This is a genomic window from Terrabacter sp. FW104-15G4B, from assembly GCF_058790095.1.
On record NZ_JBYTCI010000015.1, the window covers coordinates 69,713 to 92,337 of the forward strand.

At 72.1% G+C, this 22,625-nt stretch carries 23 protein-coding genes and 1 riboswitch; of the genes, 16 read left to right on the top strand and 7 right to left on the bottom strand.

Annotated features, from left to right (window positions below):
* Nucleotides 1-134: 134 nt before the first annotated feature.
* The 5 genes from AC3WRT_RS13100 to AC3WRT_RS13120 form a co-directional block, all read right to left on the bottom strand.
* Nucleotides 135-800: a response regulator transcription factor gene (locus tag AC3WRT_RS13100; protein ID WP_492722541.1), complete on the bottom strand. Its 666-nt coding sequence runs from the start codon at nt 798-800 to the stop codon at nt 135-137.
* Complete coding sequence (locus AC3WRT_RS13105; protein WP_492722543.1) at nt 797-2,020, bottom strand: sensor histidine kinase; 1,224 nt, start codon at nt 2,018-2,020, stop codon at nt 797-799. The genes AC3WRT_RS13100 and AC3WRT_RS13105 overlap by 4 nt, the downstream gene beginning before the upstream one ends.
* Before the next feature lie 114 nt (nt 2,021-2,134).
* Complete coding sequence (locus tag AC3WRT_RS13110; protein WP_492722545.1) at nt 2,135-2,662, bottom strand: hypothetical protein; 528 nt, start codon at nt 2,660-2,662, stop codon at nt 2,135-2,137.
* Nucleotides 2,663-2,959: 297 nt separating this feature from the next.
* On the bottom strand, nt 2,960-3,754 hold the full coding sequence (locus AC3WRT_RS13115) for a class I SAM-dependent methyltransferase (protein WP_492722547.1): 795 nt from the start codon (nt 3,752-3,754) through the stop codon (nt 2,960-2,962).
* Nucleotides 3,751-4,785, bottom strand: coding sequence for a methylenetetrahydrofolate reductase (locus AC3WRT_RS13120; RefSeq protein WP_492722549.1), 1,035 nt, complete (start codon nt 4,783-4,785; stop codon nt 3,751-3,753). Before AC3WRT_RS13120 ends, AC3WRT_RS13115 begins: the two co-directional genes overlap by 4 nt.
* A gap of 131 nt (nt 4,786-4,916) precedes the next feature.
* On the opposite strand from AC3WRT_RS13120, the gene AC3WRT_RS13125 reads away from it, so the two are divergent.
* The 16 genes from AC3WRT_RS13125 (at nt 4,917) to AC3WRT_RS13200 (ending at nt 18,205) form a co-directional block, all read left to right on the top strand.
* The gene (locus AC3WRT_RS13125; RefSeq protein WP_492722550.1) at nt 4,917-5,453 is read left to right on the top strand and encodes a helix-turn-helix domain-containing protein; all 537 of its coding nucleotides are present in this window, start codon (nt 4,917-4,919) and stop codon (nt 5,451-5,453) included.
* Nucleotides 5,450-6,724: an MFS transporter gene (locus tag AC3WRT_RS13130; RefSeq protein WP_492722552.1), complete on the top strand. Its 1,275-nt coding sequence runs from the start codon at nt 5,450-5,452 to the stop codon at nt 6,722-6,724. The genes AC3WRT_RS13125 and AC3WRT_RS13130 overlap by 4 nt, the downstream gene beginning before the upstream one ends.
* 39 nt (nt 6,725-6,763) lie before the next feature.
* Nucleotides 6,764-7,309, top strand: a complete 546-nt coding sequence (gene def, locus AC3WRT_RS13135) for a peptide deformylase (RefSeq protein ID WP_492722554.1) — start codon at nt 6,764-6,766, stop codon at nt 7,307-7,309.
* A gap of 1 nt (nt 7,310) precedes the next feature.
* Nucleotides 7,311-8,258, top strand: a complete 948-nt coding sequence (gene fmt / locus AC3WRT_RS13140) for a methionyl-tRNA formyltransferase (protein WP_492722555.1) — start codon at nt 7,311-7,313, stop codon at nt 8,256-8,258.
* Nucleotides 8,251-9,786 (top strand): RsmB/NOP family class I SAM-dependent RNA methyltransferase, encoded by a 1,536-nt coding sequence (locus AC3WRT_RS13145; RefSeq protein ID WP_492722557.1) that lies wholly within the window; start codon nt 8,251-8,253, stop codon nt 9,784-9,786. Before fmt ends, AC3WRT_RS13145 begins: the two co-directional genes overlap by 8 nt.
* A gap of 50 nt (nt 9,787-9,836) precedes the next feature.
* Entirely contained in the window at nt 9,837-10,619 is a 783-nt protein-coding gene (locus AC3WRT_RS13150) for a class I SAM-dependent DNA methyltransferase (RefSeq protein ID WP_492722559.1), read from the top strand.
* Between the two features lie 236 nt (nt 10,620-10,855).
* Entirely contained in the window at nt 10,856-11,512 is a 657-nt protein-coding gene (rpe, locus tag AC3WRT_RS13155) for a ribulose-phosphate 3-epimerase (protein WP_492722560.1), read from the top strand.
* Between the two features lie 103 nt (nt 11,513-11,615).
* Nucleotides 11,616-11,744, top strand: a riboswitch (FMN riboswitch).
* Nucleotides 11,745-11,860: 116 nt separating this feature from the next.
* A complete protein-coding gene (gene pnuC, locus AC3WRT_RS13160; protein ID WP_492722562.1) occupies nt 11,861-12,619 on the top strand; it encodes a nicotinamide riboside transporter PnuC in 759 nt (252 codons plus the stop codon).
* Between the two features lie 3 nt (nt 12,620-12,622).
* Nucleotides 12,623-13,675: a bifunctional diaminohydroxyphosphoribosylaminopyrimidine deaminase/5-amino-6-(5-phosphoribosylamino)uracil reductase RibD gene (gene ribD, locus AC3WRT_RS13165; protein WP_492722564.1), complete on the top strand. Its 1,053-nt coding sequence runs from the start codon at nt 12,623-12,625 to the stop codon at nt 13,673-13,675.
* Nucleotides 13,676-13,685: 10 nt separating this feature from the next.
* On the top strand, nt 13,686-14,291 hold the full coding sequence (locus AC3WRT_RS13170) for a riboflavin synthase (RefSeq protein WP_492722566.1): 606 nt from the start codon (nt 13,686-13,688) through the stop codon (nt 14,289-14,291).
* Entirely contained in the window at nt 14,288-15,526 is a 1,239-nt protein-coding gene (ribB, locus tag AC3WRT_RS13175) for a 3,4-dihydroxy-2-butanone-4-phosphate synthase (protein ID WP_492722568.1), read from the top strand. Before AC3WRT_RS13170 ends, ribB begins: the two co-directional genes overlap by 4 nt.
* Nucleotides 15,523-15,993: a 6,7-dimethyl-8-ribityllumazine synthase gene (ribH, locus tag AC3WRT_RS13180; RefSeq protein WP_492722570.1), complete on the top strand. Its 471-nt coding sequence runs from the start codon at nt 15,523-15,525 to the stop codon at nt 15,991-15,993. Before ribB ends, ribH begins: the two co-directional genes overlap by 4 nt.
* Nucleotides 15,994-16,037: 44 nt before the next feature.
* Nucleotides 16,038-16,301: a phosphoribosyl-ATP diphosphatase gene (locus tag AC3WRT_RS13185; RefSeq protein WP_492722572.1), complete on the top strand. Its 264-nt coding sequence runs from the start codon at nt 16,038-16,040 to the stop codon at nt 16,299-16,301.
* Between the two features lie 13 nt (nt 16,302-16,314).
* Nucleotides 16,315-17,160 carry an ATP phosphoribosyltransferase gene (gene hisG, locus AC3WRT_RS13190; protein WP_492722574.1) on the top strand — a complete coding sequence of 282 codons (846 nt, stop codon included), beginning with the start codon at nt 16,315-16,317 and terminating at the stop codon, nt 17,158-17,160.
* The gene (locus tag AC3WRT_RS13195; RefSeq protein ID WP_492722576.1) at nt 17,157-17,669 is read left to right on the top strand and encodes a PH domain-containing protein; all 513 of its coding nucleotides are present in this window, start codon (nt 17,157-17,159) and stop codon (nt 17,667-17,669) included. Before hisG ends, AC3WRT_RS13195 begins: the two co-directional genes overlap by 4 nt.
* A complete protein-coding gene (locus tag AC3WRT_RS13200; protein WP_492722578.1) occupies nt 17,666-18,205 on the top strand; it encodes a flavin reductase family protein in 540 nt (179 codons plus the stop codon). Before AC3WRT_RS13195 ends, AC3WRT_RS13200 begins: the two co-directional genes overlap by 4 nt.
* On the opposite strand, the gene AC3WRT_RS13205 is transcribed toward AC3WRT_RS13200, so the two are convergent.
* Together AC3WRT_RS13205 and AC3WRT_RS13210 are read right to left on the bottom strand one after the other, a co-directional pair.
* Nucleotides 18,193-18,690, bottom strand: coding sequence for a group II truncated hemoglobin (locus AC3WRT_RS13205; protein WP_492722580.1), 498 nt, complete (start codon nt 18,688-18,690; stop codon nt 18,193-18,195). The two genes, AC3WRT_RS13200 and AC3WRT_RS13205, sit on opposite strands and share 13 nt — an antisense overlap.
* 43 nt (nt 18,691-18,733) lie before the next feature.
* Nucleotides 18,734-22,591 (bottom strand): IPT/TIG domain-containing protein, encoded by a 3,858-nt coding sequence (locus tag AC3WRT_RS13210; protein WP_492722582.1) that lies wholly within the window; start codon nt 22,589-22,591, stop codon nt 18,734-18,736.
* Nucleotides 22,592-22,625: the final 34 nt, after the last annotated feature.

Genomic DNA, 22,625 nt, shown 5'->3' on the forward strand with positions numbered 1-22,625 from the left:
GCCGGTGGCTTGCGGTGCATTCCCTTACGGGGTCTGAATCGGCGGCTCTTCTCGGGTCACGGTCAAGGGCGACGTGTCAGTGACATGCCGACGAGCGGTGAACGCCAATCGGGATGTGTGAGGGAGCGATGCGGTTAGGTCATGCCGTGGTCGTATGCGTAGTGGACGGCTTGGGCGCGGTCGCGGGCGCCGATCTTGGCGAAGATGTGGTTGACGTGGGTCTTGACGGTGGCGTTGCTCAGGACGAGCCGGCGGGCGATGTCGGTGTTGGACAGGCCGGCGGCGATGAGGGCGAGCACCTCGGCCTCGCGGGGGGAGAGCCCGTCGGGCAGGCCTGCCGTGGAGGCCTCCGCCTTGGTGGCTCCCTGCGAGTCCAGGGTGGCGGCCACGAGGCGATGCTGGACCTCCGGAGCGAGGTGGGTCTGGCCGCGGGCCAGGGAGGACAGCGCCTGTTTGATTTCCTCTGCGCTGGCGTTCTTGGTCAGGTAGCCGCGCGCGCCAGCCCGCAGTGCGGGGAACAGGGCGTCGTCGTCGGCATACGTCGTCAGGACCAGCACCTGGGTCTGCGGCAGCTCGGACCGGATCCGCGCGGTGGCCTGCACCCCGTCGAGGCGGGGCATCCGCAGGTCCATCACCACGACGTCGGGCCGGTGCAGCAGTGCCTGCTCGAGCGCGTCGAGACCGTCGACCGCGGTGGCGACGACCTCGATGTCGTCGAAGAGGCCGATGAGCATGGCCAGCCCCTCGCGCACGACGCGTTGGTCGTCGGCGATGACCACCCGCAACGAGGCCTCGGTCATGCCGGCACTTCCACATCAACCTGCCAGCCGTCCAGGTGCGGCCCTGCGTGCAGGGTGCCACCGACCCGTGCGAGGCGTTCGCTGAGGCCGGCCAGTCCGTGGCCGCCACCGACGGTTGCCAGACCGAAGGAAGCCGGGAGCGAGTCGCCGATCGGACCGGGGTGGGCGGCCCGGTTCCGTACGGTCAGGCAGGTGAGGCCGTCACGGTAGTGCAGCGACACGGACGTGGGGGCACCGGGGGCGTACCGGGCGACGTTGGTCAGTGTCTCCTGCGCCGCGCGGTAGAGAAGCAGATCCGTTTCGGCGCCCAGGGCGTAGGTCTGGCCCTGGACGGTGAGCGACGCTGGCACGAGAAAGTCTCGTCGGAAGCCTGCGACGAGGTCTTCGAGGTCCGCGATGCCGGGCAGCGGTTCCCCGCGCAGCGCCCCGACCGCGGCCCGGGCGTTTGCCAGGCCGTCGTTGACCAGGTCGCTGGCCCGCTGGATCGCGTCCTGCACCAGCGCGCTGCTGGGCTCGCGGGTGGCCAGGAGCCGGGCGCCCTGCAGCTGGATCGCGGCGCCGGACAGGCAGTGGGCCAGCACGTCATGCAGCTCGGCGGCGATCCGGCTGCGTTCGGCGAGGGCCGCGGCACGCGACTGCTCGTCGCGGGCTTCGGCCAGCTGGGCAAGGAGAAGCTCGGTGCGGTCCTGCGCTGACCGCGCGGCGCGCACCACGTAGGCGACCAGTCCCAGCAGGGCGTTGAGGAGCGTGGCGGCCAGCACCGCCGCGGTCGTCGCGCCGCCTTGCAGCGCGGCGATGTCCTGCCCCGCGGTCATGGCCACAGCCACAAGGACGCCAACGGCGAGTCGCAGGCGGGTCATGGCCATCCACACGGCGGCGCCGACCGCCAGCCCGGTCGCACCGCGCGGCTGGAGGGCGACCAAGCCAGCCCCCGCCGCCCCCATCACGGTGATGAACGCGACCTGGACCACCGGCGGGCGGTCGACGAACCGGTCGCTGATGGCGACCGCGGTCGTGGCGGCATACCCGGAAAGGGCCAGGGCCACGGGCGCGACGCGTAGGCCGGGAGTGGGTGGGCTCGTCAGCGCGGTGGCGGCGACCACCGCGATGACGGCCCATCCCAGCGGTCTGAGCAGGTCACGCTGGTGGCGCAGTCGTTCGTGCGCAGTGGCATGGGCTTGCGCCGTTGCGCCACCAGGGCCTTCTGCGCGTGTCGTCATGCTCGTCACCTCGCTGTCCGGAGGGTGGCCCCCGGTGTGCCCTTCCGTCAATGGAACATCCTCGAGCCCGCGCAGGCGAGCCCGAGGACGGGTCGGATGTGGGAGGGAGGCAGGTCAGGCGCGGTCGTCGGACAGGGTGATACGGGCCGGGTGTCTCGGGGCTAGTCGCTGCCCGCGAACCTGGACGATGACCAGGCGGGCGGTCACCTCGCACAACGCCATGGAGACCAGGGCGAGTGGCCAGGCGGCTGCGCTGATGTGGTGGACGATGCTGAAGTCGCGGATGGCCGGCCCGGCGCCGTGCTCGAGGGCGAACACGAAGACCAGCCGAGCGCTGATGCCGATCAGGAGCAGTGCCCCCGCGACCGGGCCCACGCGGGCGAACCGGGTGCCGTCCGCGTCCGCGCGGACGTGCGTGGCATAGCCGCACAGGACACCCAGGCTCAGGCCGAGCAGGGTCAGGGCGACGACCAGAGCGAGGTCCGGGCCGCCGGTAGGGAAGGTGTGCACGTAGTGCGTGGCGACGAACACCACGAGGGCCATCGGAGCAATGATGCTGCGGGCGTCGAGGCGCCGCTCACGGGCCTGGCGGAGGACGACGACGACAAAGATCGCGTTGATGAGGTAGTCGGTGAGAGTCATGACTCAAGGCTGCGCGGCGCGCGAAGGCCCGTCGTCGGAGCCACGGTTGATGTCGGGTTGAACCGTCGGTCAACCTCCAGGTCTATGGACGCGAGCGCTTCTCCGCTCAAGCGGTGTGAGCCGGCGGACGCATCGAATGCTCGAGCGCATGGATCGCCGCGCTAAGCGGTTCCGCTGAGACCTGCTGACTCCGCCAAGCCACACTGAAGGGCTCCGGTGAGCCCGGAGACTTTGGGGTGTCCCGAGGCGGTCAGCTCCTCCAAGCGGATGGCAACGTCAATCCTCTGGCGAGGTGGGTCAGTCTGCCTCCAGGACCAACATCCGCCCGCGTACCTCACCGGCCGCGAGGAGCGAGCCCATCCGGCCCGACTGCTCTTGGGCCGTCTGCCAGCGGGGGTCGTCACCGTGGCGGCGCTCGAGCTCGCGCTCGACCTTTGCCATCACCTCTTGCCAGTCGGCCGGGAACGCGGCGAAGTGGTCCGTCCAGCCACTGCTCAGCACCCGCAGCGATGCCCGGTCGAGTAGTCCGTCGAGGGCCTCGACGGTCGGGAAGTCGTTGCCCTCCGGCGGCTCCAGGCGAAGGGCTCCGGGATGCGCGGCGCAGTAGACGATCAGGCCGAAGCGCGCCTCCGGCCGCAGGACCCGTCGGATCTCCGCGAGGTATGCCGGTTGGTCGTCCACCGTGCACAGCACCCCGAGGCTCCACCCGACGTCGACGACCCCGGTCGCGATCGGCAGCTGCGTGCCCGCCTGGATCGCGGGGAGGTCGAACAGTGAGCGAGCGGCTCGGCACGCTCCCGGCTCCGGGTCGGTGAGCACCGGACGTACGCCGGTCTCTCGGGCCGCGAAAGCGGCCGGTCCGCCCACGCCGGCGCCACAGTCCAGGAAGACCTGCTCGGGCTCAGGGGCCAGGTGGTCGAGCAACCAGTGCAGGGCGCCGGGACTGCCGCTGCCTCGGCATCCGGCCGGGATCCGGTGGGCCGGGTCGAGACCGCCGACCACCTCAGCGCTCCACGCCGCCACGGTGTCGAACTCGGCGTCCATGGAGTCCATGGCATCCGTGGCATCCCTCGAGTCGGACGAGCTGCTCACGGTCTCACTCCTTGCGTGACGCGGATTCGGCGTCCGATCTCGGCCTGGATCTCGGCGGCGGCCTGCACGCCCCGGGCTGACGCGAGCCCGGACAGGTTCACCCCGGCCATACCCGGCAGTCCCAACAGCAGGACCGCCTCGTCCACCGCTGCTTCGATGCCGGCCTCGACGGGATCGTCGGCGGTCAGCACCAGCTCCAGGCGGTCGGCTGCGATCTCCAGACCCGGCAGCGCGGCCAGGACGTCCGCTGAACGCTGGTCGGTGAACACGACAACCGAGGCGAGCACCGGCATCCCGAGCCCCGCCGCGCGGGCCGCATCAAGGAAGTCGAACAGCTGCGCGGCGGTGGGCACGTGGTTGAGCACGCCCACCCGGGCCCCGGCCTGCTCCTTGTGGGCCAGCCTCCGGGGCCGCAAGGCCACCGGGCGGGCGGTCGGGGTCTCGGCGACCGCGACGGGAAGTCCCAGCGAGGCGGCCAGGGCGGCCAGCCGGGTGCCGTCCAGGTCGAAGGCCTGGGTCACCTCAGGGCGGACGTCGTATGCCCGGCCGTCCCCCGTGACGCACAGCACCGTGGCGAGCCGGTCCAGTGCCAGGGCGCGCAGCTCCTGCTCGAGGGCGATCCGGTTACGGTCCCGGCAGGCCAGCGTCACCCACGGCACGGCGCCCGCGTCGGCGATCAGCCGGGCGAGCGTGCTGGGCGGGAAGTCGACTCGGTCCTGGTGGTCGCCGACCAGGACCGCGTCGCAGCTCGCGGCGAGCAGCTGCGCAGTGGACCGGAGGGTGGCTGCGTCGGCCGGCGGAACGCTCAGGTCGGTGAGGATCATCGGGGGTCGCCAGGCGTCCGAGGATCGAGCGAGTCGGGGGAAAGGTGCATCCAGCCCGCCGAGCTCGGCCGGCGAGAGATCGGGGAGCGCGTCGAACACACACGGGGACGAGACCATCTCGCAAGAACCGTCGTCGCGGACCCCTCCGCACGGGCCGTAGACCATCCGCTTCGGGCAGCCGGGGACCCGCTGCTGTGTCAGCTCCACGATGCCCACCCTGTCAGCCACCTGCTCCCGGCGCGACCATGCGGGCGCCGGGGCCGCAGCGTCCAGCACGTCAGGACAACCGCCAAAGGATCGCTTGACGGTCGAGCGCACCGGGGGGCATACTCCCAAACATGTCTTTGGAGGAAGAGCGCATCGGTGAGCTGCGCGCCACGGCCCACCCGCTCCGGCTGCAGATGCTCTCGCTGCTCACCGGAGCCGAGCTGAGCGCCGCCGAGGTCGCTCGCGAGCTGGGCGTCACGCAGGCCAACGCCAGCTACCACCTGCGCCTGCTCCTCGCGGCCAACCTGCTCGAGGTCGCGGGGGAGGAGACGGTCCGCGGCGGCAAGGCCAAGAAGTACCGCCATCCGTGGGACGCGCCCGTCGTGCGTCCCCAGGCGACCGGGGAGGAGGACCGGCTCGCCTACGTGCGGGTGCTCGCCGACATGATCCCGAGACGCTTCCTCGAGCGGGAGCCGGGCACCCCGAGCCGGTTCACCGACGCTGACCTCTGGGTCGAGCCCGAGGTGTGGGAGAGGGTCACGGCGCTCGTCGACGAGGCGAGCACGCTGCTGCACGCCTCGGCGCGGCCACCGCGCACCGAGGGCGCCGTCCGCGCCGCGCTCTCGGTGGCCGCCTTCCGCCTCAGGGACGGGCGGGAGTCCTCATGAAGGTCCAGCAGTCCATGGGGGCGCTGTCCGACCGACGGTTCGCGTGGTACTTCACTGCCCGCACGGTTTCGACGGCCGGATCCGTCATGGTCCCCGTTGCGCTCGCCTTCGCCGTGCTGCACATCGACCAGTCCGCCGGAGCCCTCGCCCAGGTGCTCGGGGTGCGCACCTTGACGATGGTCCTCTTCCTCCTCGTCGGAGGTGTGGTCGCCGACCGCTTCTCGCGCATCGTCGTGCTCCAGGTGTCGCACGTGCTCACCTGCGTCACCCAGGCGCTCGCGGCATACCTCATCATCAGCGGTGACGCCACGCTGACCCAGCTGACCGTCATCGAAGGGGTCAACGGCGCCGTGTCGGCCTTCACGATGCCCGCGATGATGGGCGTCGTCCCGCTCGTCGTCGACCGGTCGCGGCTCCAGCAGGCCAATGCGCTGCTGTCCTTCAGCCGCAGCGGCCTGGCCGTCGTCGGACCGGCGGTCGCGGGCCTGCTCGTCGTCGGCGTCGGTCCGGGGTGGGCGCTCGCCGCCGACGCGATGACGTATGCCGTCGCCATCGTCTGCCTGACGCGCGTCGGTCTGCCGAGACGCTCGGAAGAGGTGAGCGCGCCGCGCCACTCGATGGCGCGCGAGCTGCGCGAGGGCTGGAGTGAGTTCACGGGACGGGAGTGGCTGTGGGTCGTCGTGCTCGCCTTCGGGCTCACGAACGCCATCCACTCGGGCGTCATCGGGGTGCTCGGTCCCCTTGTCGCGAAGTCCAGCACCTCGATCGGCGAGGCGGGCTGGGGCCTCGTGCTCAGCGCCGAGGCCGTCGGCACGGTGCTCATGACGCTCGTCATGCTACGTCTGCGGCTCCGGAGACCGTTGCGCGCCGGGATGCTCGCCATCTGCGTGCTCGCCGTGCCGATGGTGCTCCTCGGGGTCGCCCCGGCGCTCGTGCCGGTCGCCGTCGGCTTCCTCCTCGCCGGTGCGGCGGTCGAGGTCTTCGGCGTCGGGTGGACAACCGCACTGCACGAGCACGTGCCCGTGTCGGTGCTCTCGAGGGTGTCGAGCTACGACGCGCTCGGCTCGTTCGTCGCGATCCCGATCGGCACCTTCCTCTACGGCTGGCTCGCGACTACCGTCGACACCGAGACCCTGATGGTCGTCAGCGCCGGCGTCTACGTGGTCATCTCGTTGTCGGCGTTGCTGTCGAGGTCGGTGCGTGAGCTCGGGCGCAGCGACGAGGACCCGGCGAGGGCCGGGGCGGAGACCGGCGAGCCGGCACGGTCCTAGACTGGCGGCGGCCCACGCATTCCCGACCCCTGGAGACCCGTGTCGATCAAGGACATCCGACTCTTCGGTGACCCGGTCCTGCGCACCTCTGCCGCAGAGGTGACCGACTTCGACAAGCAGCTGCGTGTCCTCGTCAAGGACCTCGAGGACACCATGCTCGACGCGCCGGGCGCGGGCCTCGCCGCGCCGCAGATCGGCGTGGGCCTGCGCGTCTTCACCTACTGGGTCGACGGCGTGCTCGGTCACCTCGTCAACCCGCTGCTCGACCTCTCCGACGACGAGCAGGACGGCCCCGAGGGCTGCCTCTCGATCCCCGGCCTGGCCTTCGACACCAGGCGTGCCCTGTCGGTCGTCGCCAAGGGACAGAACATGTGGGGTGAGCCGGTCGTCCTCGAGGGCACGCAGCTGCTGGCGCGGTGCGTCCAGCACGAGACCGACCACCTCGACGGCATCCTCTTCGTCGACCGCCTGGACCCCGAGGCGCGCCGCGAGGCGATGCGAGCCATCCGCGAGGCCGAGTGGTTCGCCGACAACCCGCCCGAGGTGCGGATCAGCCCGCACTCCACCTTCGGCCGGGCGATGTGACATGAGGCTCGTCTTCGCCGGCACCCCCGAGGCTGCGGTGCCGAGCCTGGAGGCCGTCGCGGCCTCGAGCCACGAGCTCGTGGGAGTGGTGACGCGACCGGATGCGCCCTCCGGACGGGGCCGGCGGCTCGAGGCGTCGCCGGTCCGCCGCAGGGCAGAGGAGCTGGGCGTGCCCGTGTTGACGCCGAACCGCGTCAAGGACCCCGACTTCCTCGAGGCCCTGCGCGACCTGGCCCCGGACGCCTGCCCCGTCGTCGCCTACGGCAACCTCATCCCGGCCGACGCGCTGGCCATCCCGCGCCTTGGCTGGATCAACCTTCACTTCTCCCTCCTGCCCGCCTGGCGCGGCGCCGCCCCGGTGCAGCACGCGATCATGGCCGGTGACGAGCTCACGGGGGCCTCGACCTTCGTCATCGAACGCGGGCTCGACACCGGTCCCGTCCTCGGCGTCATGACCGAGGCGATCCGACCCAGCGACACTGCCGGAGACCTGCTGGGCCGGTTGTCGACGGCTGGCGCCGGCCTGCTCGTCGCCACGCTCGACGGTCTCGAGTCCGGCGACCTCGTCGCCGTGCCGCAGCCGTCCGACGGTGTCTCGCTCGCACCGAAGATCGAGGTGGACGGCGCCCGCATCGTCTGGACCCGACCGGCCGTGGCCGTCGACCGGCTCGTGCGCGGCTGCACGCCGGCGCCGGGCGCGTGGACGACATTCCGTGGCGAGCGGCTCAAGGTGTCGCCCGTCAGCCTCGTGCCGGTCGACGACGTCCCGGAGGGTGCCACACTGCGTGCCGGTGATCTCCACGTCACGAAGAAGGCCGTCTTCGTCGGCACCGGCACCCAGCCCTTGCGTCTCGGCACCGTGCAGGCCCACGGGAAGAAGCCGATGGCGGCCGCCGACTGGGCACGGGGCCTACGGATCGAGGCAGGGGAGCGGGTCGGCGATGAGTGACGAACCACGGGGTGGCGGCGCGCAGGGTGACGGGCGGCGCGGGGACAGGCAACGGCCGCCGGCACGCGAGCGCTCCGCCCGGCACCGCTCCGAGCAGCGACCGTCCGAACGTGCGCGACGCACCGACGCGCCGCGGCTCGCTGCCTACACCGCGATGCGAGAGATCGCCGACGGCGCCTATGGCAACCTCGCGCTGCCGAAGCTCTTGCGCGACAAGGGGATCAGCGGTCGTGACGCCGGCTTCGCCACGGAGCTCGTCTACGGCGCGACCCGTCTGGCGGGGCTCTACGACGCCATCATCGCCTCCGCCGCGGGACGTTCCGTCGACAAGATCGACGCGAACGTGCTGGACACCCTGCGGCTCGGGGCCCACCAGCTGCTCGGGATGCGCGTGCCGAACCACGCCGCCGTCGATGAGACGGTTGCCCTCGCTCGTCAGGTCAACGGCGCCGGCGCGGCCGGCTTCGTCAACGCCGTCATGCGGCGCATCAGCGAGCGCGAGCCCGACGCGTGGGTCGAGCTGGTCACCGAAGGTGTCACCGACCCCGTCGAGCGGCTGGCGCTTCGCACCTCGCACCCGCTGTGGATTGCCAAGGCGCTGCGCGCCGGCCTCATCGGGCACGGCACGGTCAGCCCCGCCGAGGTCGAGGAGTCGCTGACCACTCTGCTCGAGAGCGACAACGCTGCAGCCAAGGTGTCGCTCGCGGCCCGTCCGGGCCTGGCCTCGCTCGACGAGCTCGAGGACTCCGGCGCGGAGCGCTCCGGCCTCAGCCCCGTCGGCGCGACGTGGCCCGAGGGCGACCCCGGCGCCGTCGCAGCGGTGCGCGAGGGTCGCGCCGCCGTTCAGGACGAAGGGTCGCAGCTGCTCGTCCTCGCGCTGGCGGCTGCCGACGTCGAGGGTGACGCGGCGCAGCGCGAGCGCTGGCTCGACCTCTGCGCCGGGCCGGGTGGCAAGGCTGGGCTGCTCGCCGCCCTTGCCATCCAGCGGCGAATCCCCTTCGTGGCCAACGAGATCAGCGAGCACCGTGCCGATCTCGTGTGGCAGACGCTTGCCGCCGCCCGGGCGGAGGCCCGCGAGCTGGACACCAGCCTCAAGGTGCGTCACGGTGACGGCCGCGACCTCGGCGAGCTCGACCCCGGCGGCTTCAGCCGTGTCCTCATCGACGCCCCGTGCACCGGTCTCGGGGCGCTCCGTCGTCGCCCGGAGGCGCGCTGGCGGCGGGTCCCGTCGGACGTCGCGGGTCTCTCGGAGCTCCAGCGCGAGCTGCTGACGTCCGGAGTGGACGCCACCGCGGCGGGCGGCCTCATCGGCTACGCGACGTGCAGCCCACACCTCAACGAGACCCGGTTCGTCGTCGCCGACGTCCTCAAGGGCCGGGACGACGTCGAGCTCGTCGACGCCCGTCCGTACTTCCTCGACGCGTCGGGACGCGAGCTGACGGCGCTCGGAGAAGGGCCGTACGTCCAGCTCTGGCCGCACATCCACGGCACCGATGCGATGTTCTTCGCCCTCCTGCGCAAGCGCTAGCTGCCAGAAAACCCCTCGCGCGCCGAGCGGCCGATGGGCAGGGTGGGGCCGTGACGGCATACGAGATGGATGACCTCGAGCCGAACCCCTTCGACGAGCGGGTCGCGCCCACCTACGACGCAGGCTCGGCCCACATGTTCGAACCGGAGGTGCTCGGCCCGACCGTCGACCTGCTGCACGAGCTCGCGGGTGACGGCCCGGCGCTCGAGCTGGCCGTCGGCACCGGTCGGGTCGGCCTGCCCCTGGCGGCGCGCGGCGTGGAGGTGCACGGCATCGACTTCTCGGAGGCCATGGTCGCCGAGTTGCGCCGCAAGCCCGGTGGCGAGCGGCTGCCCGTGACCATCGGCGACATGGCGACCACACGCGTCGGCGAGGGCTACCGCCTGGCCTATCTCGTCTACAACACGATCACCAACCTGCTGACCCAGGACGAGCAGGTCGAGTGCTTCCGAACCGTCGCCGCGCAACTCGCGCCGGGAGGGGCATTCGTCGTCGAGGTGTTCGTGCCGCAGCTACGTCGGATGCCGCCCGGCCAGACCGCCGTCCCCTTCCACGTCGGGTCGCGGCACGTCGGCCTCGATACGGTCGACGTCGTGTCGCAGCGCTGCGTGTCGCACCACTTCGTCAGGACCGACGGTGTGCTCGACGACTCAGGCCGGGCGGTCGCGACCTGCTCGACCTCGGCGCACCGCTACGTCTGGCCCTCCGAGCTCGACCTCATGGCCCGTCTGGCCGGGATGACGCTGCAGCACCGGTGGGCCGACTGGACCAGGGCGCCGTTCACGGCCGATTCCCAGTCGCACGTCTCGATGTGGACAACTCCTTCCAGGTGACGCGAACTGGTGTCTGATAGAGCGAAAGGGACCAACTGTCTGAGGGCCGCCGGCGTGCCGTACACCGCGGCCTCGAGCATGTCGTCCTTCGGCTGCCCGGGTGCCGTCCGGCTGGACGGGGCTCGGAGCCCTGAGGAGTTCAGGCGGTCAGCCGAGCCGAGCCGCCGCCGTTCTGATCGTCCGCCATGGCCCAGGCGAACACCTGCCCGGAACCCACCGGCCCCTAGGCTGTGCGCGTGCAGATCTCACCGAGCATCCTGTCCGCCGACTTCGCGAACCTGGAGACGGAACTCGGCCGTGTCGCGAACGCCGACTGGGCACACGTCGACGTCATGGACGGCCATTTCGTGCCCAACCTGACGCTCGGCCTGCCCGTCGTCGAGGCCCTGCTCGCCGTGAGCCCGATCCCGATCGACGCCCACCTGATGATCGAGGACCCTGATCGGTGGGCCCCCGGCTACGCCGAGGCCGGCTGCCAGTCGGTGACCTTCCACGTCGAAGCGGCCCGCGAGCCGCGCACCCTGGCGCGGACGCTGCGCGCGGCGGGCGCCCGCGCGTCGATGGCGATCAAGCCCGGCACGCCCTTCGCCCCCTACGAGGACCTGCTGCCCGATCTCGACATGGTGCTGGTCATGACCGTCGAGCCGGGTTTCGGGGGCCAGTCGTTCATGGCCGACCAGATGCCCAAGGTGCGCCAGGTCCGTGAGGCCGTGCGCCGCCACGGCGGCGAGATCTGGGTTCAGGTCGACGGCGGAGTCAGCACCGACACGATCGAGCAGTGCGCCGAGGCGGGCGCTGACGTCTTCGTCGCCGGATCCGCGGTCTACGGCGCCGACGACGCCGCCGCAGCCGTCGACCACCTGCGCGCCCTGGCCGTGGGGCACCGTCACTGATCGTCCCGACGCCCCAGCGCACGCCAACAGCGGGCGTATGCGGTGTTCGCCGTCACGCGGTCGGGAGTGTGCGTCGTCCGGGGTGGCGGGTGCATACTGGCCCTACGTGCTCCGGGGTCGGTGTAATTCCGAGCCGGCGGTTACAGTCCGCGACCCGACCGCATCCAGCGGCCGGTTGACCTGGTGAAACTCCAGGACCGACGGTGAAAGTCCGGATGGGAGGCAGCACGAAACAGGCCACGTGTGGTCTGGGCCGTCGGCATCGTCCTTCGGTCCGGGACCCGGGGGCGTGTGGAGGTACCCCGGAGTTCGTCCGTGTCACGACGAACCACCAAGGACGAACACCACATGCAGGCACTAGCTCTGGCCGACGAGACGAAGAACGTCTTCCAGCAGGCCATCGACGCCACCATCCCCTTCGGGCAGTACCAGCTGCACTGGCTGGAGCTCATCGGAGTCCTCATCGGGCTCGCCTCGGCCTACCTCGGCATGCGCCGGTGGGTCTGGGCCTGGCCCGTCGGCATCCTGGCCAACGTCATGCTCTTCTTCGTCTACCTCGGCGCGGTCTTCGGCGCCGACGAGCGCATCCCGCTCTTCGGGCAGGCCGGTCGTCAGGTCTTCTTCATCATCACGAGCATCTACGGCTGGTGGCGCTGGTCGCGCTCTCGCCGGCTCAACCACGCCGCTGACGGCAGCGGCGTCGCGATCACCCCGCGCTGGGCCACGACCCACGAGCGCATCGCCGTCGTCGTCTTCTGGCTCGTCGGCACGGTGCTCGTGCACCAGGCCTTCGTGTGGCTGTGGAACCTGTCGCCGAACCCGTTCTTCACGCCCGAATGGTGGTTCTACTGGTGCGACGCGTGGATCTTCGTCGGATCGATCGTCGCGACGTACGCCATGGCGCGTGGCTGGAACGAGTTCTGGCTCGCCTGGATCGGTGTCGACCTCGTCGGTGTGCCCTTCGCCTTCGCGACCGACTACGTGCCGACGGCGGTGCTCTACACCTTCTACGGGCTCTTCGTCCTCTACGGCTTCACGCAGTGGGTCAAGGTGTCCAGGGTCGAAGCTCCCGACGTCGAGCCGGAGCTCGCCGGGCGGACCAGCTGAGCCATGGGCGACTCGGCTGCACCGAGCTGGATGCGACGGGCGCTGCAGCTCGCCGCCTCCGGCCCGTGGCCCGACCCCAACCCGCGCGTCGGCTGCGTGCTCGTGGCACCCGACGGCACCCTCGTCGGCGAGGGGCACCACCGCGGCGCCGGGACGCCGCACGCCGAGGTCCAGGCGCTGCATGCGGCGGGGGTCGCGGCCCGCGGAGCGACCGCCTATGTGACGCTCGAACCGTGCTCCCACTCCGGGCGCACACCGCCGTGCACCGACGCGCTGCTGGCGGCGGGCGTCGCACGGGTCGTCTTCGCCCAGTCGGACCCCAACCCGGACGCTGCGGGCGGCGCCGAGCGGCTGCATGCAGCCGGCATCCAGGTCACCGGCGGTGTCCTCGCGGACGAGGCCGCGGCGCTGAACGAGCGATGGGCCCGCAGCGTCGTCCTCGGCCGCCCGCTCGTGACCTGGAAGGCCGCGACCAGCCTCGACGGCCGCAGCGCCGCCGCGGACGGCAGCAGCCAGTGGATCACCGGCGAGCTCGCGCGGGCCGACGTGCATCGCCTGCGCGGAACGCGTGACGCCGTCGTCGTCGGCACCGGCACCCTTCTCTCCGACGATCCCCGGCTGACGGTGCGGGGGCCCGACGGCTCCCCGGCGCCGGACCAGCCGGTGCGCGCGGTCATGGGGCGGCGCGCGATCCCTGCGGGGGCTCGCATCCACCAGACCCCCGGCGAGGTGATGCACCTGCCGACGCAGGACCCGCTCGAAGCCCTGGACCTGCTCTGGCAGCAGGGTCTGCGCGACGTCTGGCTCGAGGGCGGGCCGACGCTGGCCGCGGCCTTCCTGCGCGCCGGCCTCGTCGACGACGTCTATGCCTACGTGGCACCGATGATCCTCGGCGCGGGCCGCCTCGCCGTCGACGACCTCGGCATCGAGTCGATCACCGGCGCCCTGCGCCTCGAGCTCGTCGACGCAGTGGTCGTCGGGGGAGACGTGCGCATCCACGCCGTCCCGACTGAGCTTGCCCCAACCCATGATCCGCGAGAGCTCGCAGAACCCTGAGGAGACAGTCATGTTCACCGGAATCGTCGAGGAGCTCGGCACCGTCTCCGCGATCGAGCTCGGCGCCGAGTCGGCCGTGCTGCGTATCGACGGCCCGCTCGTCGTCAGCGACGCGACCCACGGCGCCTCCATCGCCGTCAACGGTGTCTGCCTGACCGTGACGGACCACGACGCAACCAGTTTCACCGTCGACGTCATGGCCGAGACCCTGGACCGCAGCAGCCTCGGCGCGCTCGCACCGGGCGACCGTGTCAACCTCGAGCGTGCGATGCCGGCCGACGGGCGGTTCGGTGGCCACGTCGTCCAGGGACACGTCGACGGCATCGCCACCATCGCGGCGCGCACGCCCGGGGAGCGTTGGGAGACGGTGGACTTCACGCTCCCGGCCAGCCTTGCGGCATACGTCGTCGAGAAGGGGTCCATCACGGTCGACGGGGTCTCGCTCACCGTCGCGCACGTGGCCGAGGACGCCTTCGGCGTCTCCCTGATCCCCACCACTCTCGAGCTGACGACATTGGGCCGCAAGGGAGTCGGTGACGTCGTCAACCTGGAGGTCGACGTCATCGCGAAGTACGTCGAGCGACTGCTCACCCACCGGCAGGAGGCCGCGTCATGACCCTCTCGACCGTGGAGTCGGCCCTCGAGGCCCTCCGCGCCGGCCGACCGGTCCTCGTCCTCGACGACGAGGACCGGGAGAACGAGGGAGACCTCGTGCTCGCCGCGCAGACCGCCACCGAGGAGTGGATGGCGTGGACGATCCGCCACTCGTCCGGCTACCTCTGCGCGCCCGTGCCCGACGAGGTCGCCGACCGCCTGAAGCTGCCGCTCATGGTCGCCGAGAACCGGGACCCCCTGCGCACCGCCTACACGGTGTCGGTCGACGCCGCCACGGGAGTCAGCACCGGCATCAGCGCTGCCGACCGCTTGCGCACGGTCCAGGTCCTCGCCGACGCCGACTCCACCCCCGCCGACCTCATCCGCCCCGGGCACATCCTGCCCTTACGGGCGCGGCACGGCGGCGTGCTCACGCGTCCCGGCCACACCGAGGCGGCCGTCGACCTGACGCGGCTCGCGGGCCTGTCACCCGTCGGCGTCATCGGCGAGCTCGTCCACGACGACGGCACGATGATGCGCTTCGACGCCGTCGTCGACCTCGGCCGCGAGTTCGACCTGCCCGTCCTCACCATCAAGCAGCTGATCGACCACCGACAGCGGCTCGACCGGGTGGAACGCCTGGCGACGACCCGCATCCCGACCGTCCACGGCACCTTCACCGCACACGGCTACCGCGACACCCTCACCGGTGACGAGCACGTCGCCCTCGTCAGCCCTCGTGGGCTGCAGGGCCACAGCCGCTCCGGTCCGGTGCTCACGCGCCTGCACTCGGAGTGCCTGACCGGCGACGCGTTCGGCTCGCTGCGCTGCGACTGCGGGCCCCAGCTGCAGGCATCGCTGGCGCGCGTGGGCCGCGAGGGCGGCGTCGTCGTCTACCTCGGCGGCCACGAGGGCCGCGGTGTCGGGCTCGTCGACAAGCTGCGCGCGTACGCCGAGCAGGACCGTGGGGTCGACACCGTCGACGCCCAGACGGCCCTGGGGCTGCCGGTCGACGCCAGGGAGTACGCCGCCGGCGCGGCCATCCTGCACGACCTCGGCGTGACGGACGTGGTGCTGCTGACCAACAACCCGCAGAAGGTGGCGGCCCTGCGTGCGCTCGGGCTCGACGTCGTCGCGGTCGAGCGCCTGCACGGACCGATGGGCGAGGACAACGAGCGCTACCTCGTCACCAAGCGCGAGCGCATGGGCCACGACATCCCGGTCACGACCGACCGGCACGGCAAGGAGACGGCATGAAGGACGGCGCACCCGAGATCACCACCGACGGCACGGGGCTGCGCGTCGCGGTGGTGGCCGCGAGCTGGCACCAGCAGGTCATGGACGGACTCCTCGACGGAGCCCGCCGGGGACTCGCCGACGCAGGGGTGACGTCGGTCGACGTCGTCCGCGTGCCCGGCACGTTCGAGCTACCCGTGGCGTGCGCCTCGCTCGCCGGCCGCTACGACGCGCTCGTCGCGCTCGGCGTCGTCATCCGCGGCGGCACCCCGCACTTCGAGTACGTCTGCCAGGCGGCGACCGTCGGCATCACCGACGTCTCCATCCGCGCCACCACCCCCATCGGCTTCGGGGTCCTCACCTGCGACGACGAGGCACAGGCCCTGGACCGCGCCGGACTTCCGGGATCGGCGGAGGACAAGGGCCACGAGGCCGCGTCCGCCGCCGTCGCCACGGTCGTCGCGCTGCGTGAGCCCACCAGCACGTGAGCGCCGTCCGGACGGACGACGTGCGGCCCGTAGGCTGGGGCACCGTGAAGAGCTTTGAGCAGCTGTATGCGGAGCTGGCCGAGAAGGCGCAGACGCGACCCGCGGGGTCGGGCACCGTCGCGCAGCTCGACGCCGGGGTCCACGCGATCGGCAAGAAGATCGTCGAGGAGGCAGCCGAGGTGTGGATGGCCGCCGAGTACCAGTCGAACGACGAGGCGGCCGAGGAGATCAGCCAGCTGCTCTACCATCTGCAGGTCCTCATGCTCGCCAAGGGCATCTCGCTCGACGACGTCTACACCCACCTCTGAGGACCCGCGCCCCATGCTGCGAATTGCCATGCCCAACAAGGGCTCTCTCTCGGACGCGACTGTCGAGCTGCTGCGCGAGGCCGGCTACCGCACCCGCCGCGACTCCAAGGAGCTCGTCGTCGCCGACGCGGAGAACGACGTCGAGTTCTTCTACCTGCGTCCCCGCGACATCGCCGTCTACGTCGGCTCCGGCACCGTGGACGCCGGCGTGACCGGCCGTGACCTGCTGCTCGACTCCGGCTCGAGCGCGGTCGAGGTGATGTCCCTCGGCTTCGGCACCTCCACCTTCCGGTATGCCGGCAAGCCCGGTCACGTGGCCACCGTCGAGGACATCGGGGGCAAGCGGGTCGCGACCTCGTATGCCGGTCTCGTCCGAGCGGACCTCGCCGCCCGCGGGCTGTCGGCCGAGGTCGTGCGCCTTGACGGTGCCGTCGAGACGGCCATCACGCTGGGGGTCGCCGACTGCATCGCGGACGTCGTGGAGACCGGGACGACGCTGCGCCAGCAGGGCCTCGAGGTCTTCGGGGAGCCCATCCTGCGCTCCGAGGCGGTCCTCATCCGCGGCGACCGCCCCGGCGAGGACCAGGCCATCGAGGTGCTGCAACGCCGCATCGCCGGCGTCATCACGGCACGCACCTACGTCATGCTCGACTACGACTGCCCCAGGGATCTCGTCGACAAGGCGTGCGAGCTGACGCCCGGCCTCGAGTCGCCGACCGTTTCCCCGATGCAGGACGAGGCGTGGGTGGCGGTCCGGGCCATGGTGCCGCGGGTCGGTCGCAACCGGCTCATGGACGAGCTCTACGACCTCGGTGCCCGGGCGATCCTCGTCACCGACATCGCGGCCTGCCGACTGTGAACCCGGACCCGCACTCGACCCCGGACCCGCACTCGACCCCGGGCCCCGAGGCGATGGCGCCCTTCCGGTCCCGGCGCGGGCGCGCCGTGGCGCTCGGCGTCGTGTGGGTGTCCCTGCTCGTCTTCGGTGCCATCGCCGTCGCCATGCCGGCCCAGGTCGGCGGCGGGTGGGGGATCGGTGACCGGTTGATGTTCTTCGGCCTCGGTGTGGCCGTCGCGTTCGTCGCCTGGCGCTATGCCTCCATCGTCGCAGTCCCCAGCCGTGCCGGCCTCGTGGTGCGCAACCTCGTGCTGACGCGCACTCTCGAGTGGGCGGAGGTCGTCGGCATCCAGTTCGGGGGTGGAGAGCCGTGGGTGACGCTCGACCTCGAGGACGGCGACACCGTCGCCGTCATGGCGATCCAGAAGGCCGACGGTCCCGTCGCCGACCGGGAGGCCTCCCGGCTGGCTGCGCTCGTGCAGGCTCTCGGGGAGGCGCGCGAGCCGAACCACCCGCAGGACCCGGCGTGACGGGCGAGCCGACGCCGGAGCGGATGCGCCATGCGCTGGGCCACTTCGCCACGGGCGTGACGATCGTGACCGGCTGGGCGCCCGACGGCGTCCCCGTGGGCTTCGCGTGCCAGTCCTTCGCGTCGGTCTCGCTGCACCCGCCGCTCGTGCTCTTCTGCGCCGACCACCGGGGCCGGTCCTGGCCGCGGATGCGCGACCAGGGCCGTTTCACCGTCAACGTGCTCGGTCACGGCCAGCGCGACCTCATCGGGCGATTCGGCTCGACGGCAGGTGCGCGCTTCGAGGGCCTCGAGTGGGCGCCGTCCGTTCACGGAGGTCCCAGCCTGCCCGGTGTCCTCGTCCGGGTGCACTGCTCGGTCGAGCAGGTGCACGTCGCCGGTGACCACGACGTCGTCGTCGGCCGCGTGCTGGACCTCGAGGACGTCGAGTCCGGGCGGCCGATGCTCTTCTACCGCGGTCGGCTCTCGGTCACCGAACGGCGTACGTCCTCGGTGTCCGACGACGCGGCCGAGGCCATGGACGACTACTGGGGCTGAGGCCCGGCGGCGGTGCGGCGGGCATCCGCGCCCCCCACCAGCCCCTCCCACGACCACTGCGGCACGGTGAGGCCGTCGGGCACGTCGTCGGCGGAGTGGTGGTAGGTACCCAGGTATCCCGTGGTCCACGTGAAGTAGGTGAGGAGCGCGTCGCGGACGGCCGGGTCGCGCGAGAGGCCCACGTCGTCGAGGGCCCTGGCGAAGCAGTCCACCGCCCGCTCGTCCATCTCGCGGTGCTCCCCGTTGCCCGAGTGCAGGCGCACGACGTCCGTCTCGCTGGCGACGGAGTCGGTGTAGTCGGCCGGACCTCCGAGCGCCTCGGCCCAGTAGGCGGCCAGGTGCGCCGAGTGGTCCGGGTGGTAGCCGTGCGAGAAGGCGTGGGAGACGACCGGGTCGGCGAGACAGCGCCCGTGCCAGGCGTGCGCGAGGCGCGTCAGCGCCGGCATACCGCCCGCGGCGTCGAAGATCGTCCGGTCCGGTGCCACCCACGCAGGGTGGCACCGGCCCCACCGCACCGCAAGGCCCCGGTCAGCGGAAGTGGATGAAGTTCGACGGCCACGAGTAGCTGCCGCGCGTCAGGACCCGACGGCCGCTCATCGACGTGTACGTCTTGCCCAGCACGGTGCCCCCGTAGCCGCTCTCGGAGATCGCGACGGAGTTGCCGTCAGCGCTGACCCAGTCCACGTACGCCACGTGGTTGGAGTTCCATTGCGCGATGTCCCCGACGCGCGGCCTCTGGTCGACGGCGAAGCCCTTGGCCCGGGCGTTGGTGTCCCAGTTCGTCGCGTTGCCGAGGTTGCCAGGGTTGCGCACGCCGTCCCGCGAGAGGCGGTAGGCGGAGAAGTTCGTGCAGTTGTTGCCCCACGCGTCGACGGGGTAGTTCCAGGACCGCTGGCCGTAGTAGCCGAAGCGCTGGATGCAGTACTGCGTCGCCCGGGAGTAGCAGGCCCAGCTCTTCGGGGCGGGGCCTCCGGTGATGGCCCACGTCACCGCTGTGCCGCGGTAGACCGCCACGTTGGCGGTGCCGAGGACGCGCACGACCGAGCCGGAGCCGCTCGTCCCGGTGGACCACTGCGTGACGCCGCGCGTGTTGCGCACGACGAAGTTGCCGTCGGTCTGCATGCTCGCCGTGTTGCCCGCGCCGGTCGTGAAGGCCGACCACTGGCGTACGCCCTTGGCGGAGCTGAGGACCAGGTTGCCGTCGGTGCGCATGAGCAGGCTCCACGCCAGGTTGGTCGAGACGATCGACTCGCCGGGACGCAGGGTCTGGCCGGGCAGCATCCGGTCGTAGCGCAGGCCGCGGTGGTCCCACACCGTCGTCGAGCCCTGGCGCAGCTGGAGCAGGCCGGCGTCCGTCAGGGTCAGTGCCCCGCCGGTCCAGCCGTTCGTGCCGCTCGACCACGCGAGGGTGCCGTTCCTGCGGAGGATGACGACGTTGCCGTCGGTCCGCACCTGGAGGCGGTTGCCCGCCCCAGTTGTGGCGCTCGACCACCGAGGCACGCCGGCCGACGTCGTGATGACGAGGCTGCCGTCCGCCCTCATGGTGGCGACGTAGCCCCCGCCCGGCGAGCGAAGGGACGTCGCGGAGGAGAGCCACTGCCCGGACGAGAGGGTGGTCCCGGCGACGTACGTGTAGCCGTTCGGACGCACGTCGGAGCCGGCGCGGGTGGTCACCTCGATCGGCACGCGGCCCGTGGCGGTGCGGGCGGGCACCACGGCGGTCAGCTGGGTCGCCGAGACCCGCGTGAAGGAGGTGGCGACGCCGCCGACGACGACGCTGCGGACCTCGGTGAACGACGTGCCCCGCAGCGTCACCACCGTGCCGCCGCGCAGGGGCCCCGACGCGGGAGCGACCGAGGCGACGACGGGCGCGTCCTGGAAGGAGAAGCGACCGGCCGGCACGACGGCGGAGGTGCCGCCGGGGGTGGTGACACGCACGTCGACGTCGCCCTCGGCGTGGGCGGGCAGCGTGACGAGAAGCTCCGTGGCCGAGATGCGCGTCAGCGCGGTCGCGGGCACCCCGCCGAAGGTCACCGAGGACACGAGGTCGTATGCCGTCCCGTTGAGGGTGACGACGCCGCCCCCCCTGGTGGGAGCGAGGGCCGGCGACACGGCCGTGATGGTGGGCACCGGCAGGTAGGTGAACCGGACGGGTACGGCGTGCGGCGAGATGCCGCCGGGGGTGCGGACGCGTACGTCGACGGCGCCGGCCACGTGGGCGGGGACGGCCACGCGCAGGGTGGTGTCCGAGACGCGGACGAGGTCGGTCGCCGGAACGCCGCCGAACGTGACGGAGGTCGCCAGCGCGAGGCGGGTGCCGCTGACGGTCACGACCACCCTGCCCGCCAGCGGGCCGGCCGGGGTCGACAGGGCGGACAGGGCCGGCACGCCGACGTAGGTGAAGCGGCCGCCGGCAGTCTCGGGGCTGTTCCCGTTGGGGTTGGTGGCGCGTACGGCGACCGTGCCCTCCGCCTGCGCCGGGGACGTGACGCGCAGCGTCGTGGCGGAGACGTGGACGAGGCCGGTGGCTGCGACGGCGCCGAAGCGCACCTCGGTGACATCGCCGAGATGCGTGCCGGTGACCGTGACGACGGTGCCACCGACCAGGGGACCGGCGGTGACGGAGAGCCCGGTGACGACCGGCGGGAAGCCGTAGGCGTAGCGGACGACGGAGCTCGGGACCGACGTGCCGCCCGGGGTGGTGACGACGACGTCGACCGGGCCGGGCGCGTGCGCCGGAGTGGTGACCCGCAGCTGGGTCGCGGACACCCGCACGAGGTTCGTCGTCGTGGTGGTGCCGAAACGGACGGCGGTCGCCCGCGCGAGGCCTGTGCCGGTCAGCGTGACCACAGTTCCGCCTGCTGGCGGCCCGGTCGGGGGAGCCAGCGCGGTGACGCTGGGGACCGGGTCGTACGCGTACGCCGTCGCCGCGCCGGCGGGCGACGTGCCGTAGGGGGTGGTGACGGTGACCGCCACGGTGCCGACGGGGTGCGCCGGCGTCGTGGCCCGGATCGTGGTGGCCGAGACCACGGTGTAGCGGGCGGTCGTGCCACCGAAGGCGACGCGGGTCGCGCCGGTGAAGCGGGTGCCGGTCAGGGTGACCACGGCACCGCCGGCGACCGGGCCGGCGTTGCTCGACAGGGACGTGACGGCGGGCGGCGCCTGGTAGGTGTAGCGTCCGCGCGTCGTGACGGCCGAGGTGCCGCCCGGCGTCGTGACGCGCACGTCGACGGTGCCCACGGGACGGGCCGGGCTCGTGACCCGCAGCGTCGTCGCCGAGACCCGGACGACCCTCGTCGTCGTGGTCGCGCCGAAGGCGACCGCCGTGGCACGGCCCAGGCCGGTGCCGGTCAGCGTGACGACGGCACCTCCGGCGGTGGGGCCCGAGGAAGGGCTGATGGCGGTCAGTGTCGGAACAGCTTCGTAAGCAAAGGAGTTGGCTGCTGTAGCGGCCGACTGGCCGGCCGCCGTGCGGACGCCCACGGTGACCACCCCGGCCGCGTGCGCCGGGGAGGTCACGCGGATCTGGGTGCTCGAGAGGACGGTGAACTGGGCGGCCGTCGCACCGAACGTCACTGCCGACGCGCCGCTGAAGCCCGTGCCTGTCAGCGTCACGACGGTGCCGCCACGGACGGGGCCGGCGGACGTCGACAGGCGCGTGACCGTCGGGGGAACGGCCACAGGCGCAGCCGTGTAGGTGAAGCGGCCCGACGTCGTGACGGGGGAGGTGCCCCCCGTCGTCGTGACCCTGACGTCGGCGGTTCCCTGCGCGTGGGCGGGGACCGTGACGCGGACCTGCGTCGATGACAGGCGGCTGAGGTTCGTGGCGGCCGTGGCGCCGAACCGGACCACGCTGGTCCGCTGCAGGCCGGTGCCGGTCACCGTCACGGTCGTGCCACCGCGGGTCGTGGAGCTGCGCGAGGACAGTGCCGACACGGTCGGCACCGCGTCGAAGGCGAAGGTCGAGCGCGACGACACCGCCGATGTGCCCGCCGGGGTCGTGACACGCACGTTGGTGAGACCTGCCGGGTGCGCCGGCGTCACCACCCGCACGCGAGTGCTCGAGACCTTGGTGATCCTCGTGACGACCGTGCTGCCGAACCACACCTTCGTGGCGGCGCCGACCCCGGAGCCCGTCACGTCGAGGGTCGTCCCTCCCCGCGTGGGACCGGCGACGACGGACAGGCCCACGCCGGTCGGAGCAGTGGCGCTCGTGGCGGTGACGGTGGTCGCGGCAACGGGGGCCGCCGACGCGGTCGTGGCCCCAGTGAGGCCCGGGACGCCCGCCAGGACGGCGAGGGCGACGAGGGCGGGGACGGAACGGCCGGTCCGCCCTCGGAGCCCCTCGCCTCGATGACCTCGCGATGGGTGTGGGGCAGGCAGCATTCGTCGGTCTCCTCGCAGTCAGCACGTCCGGCGA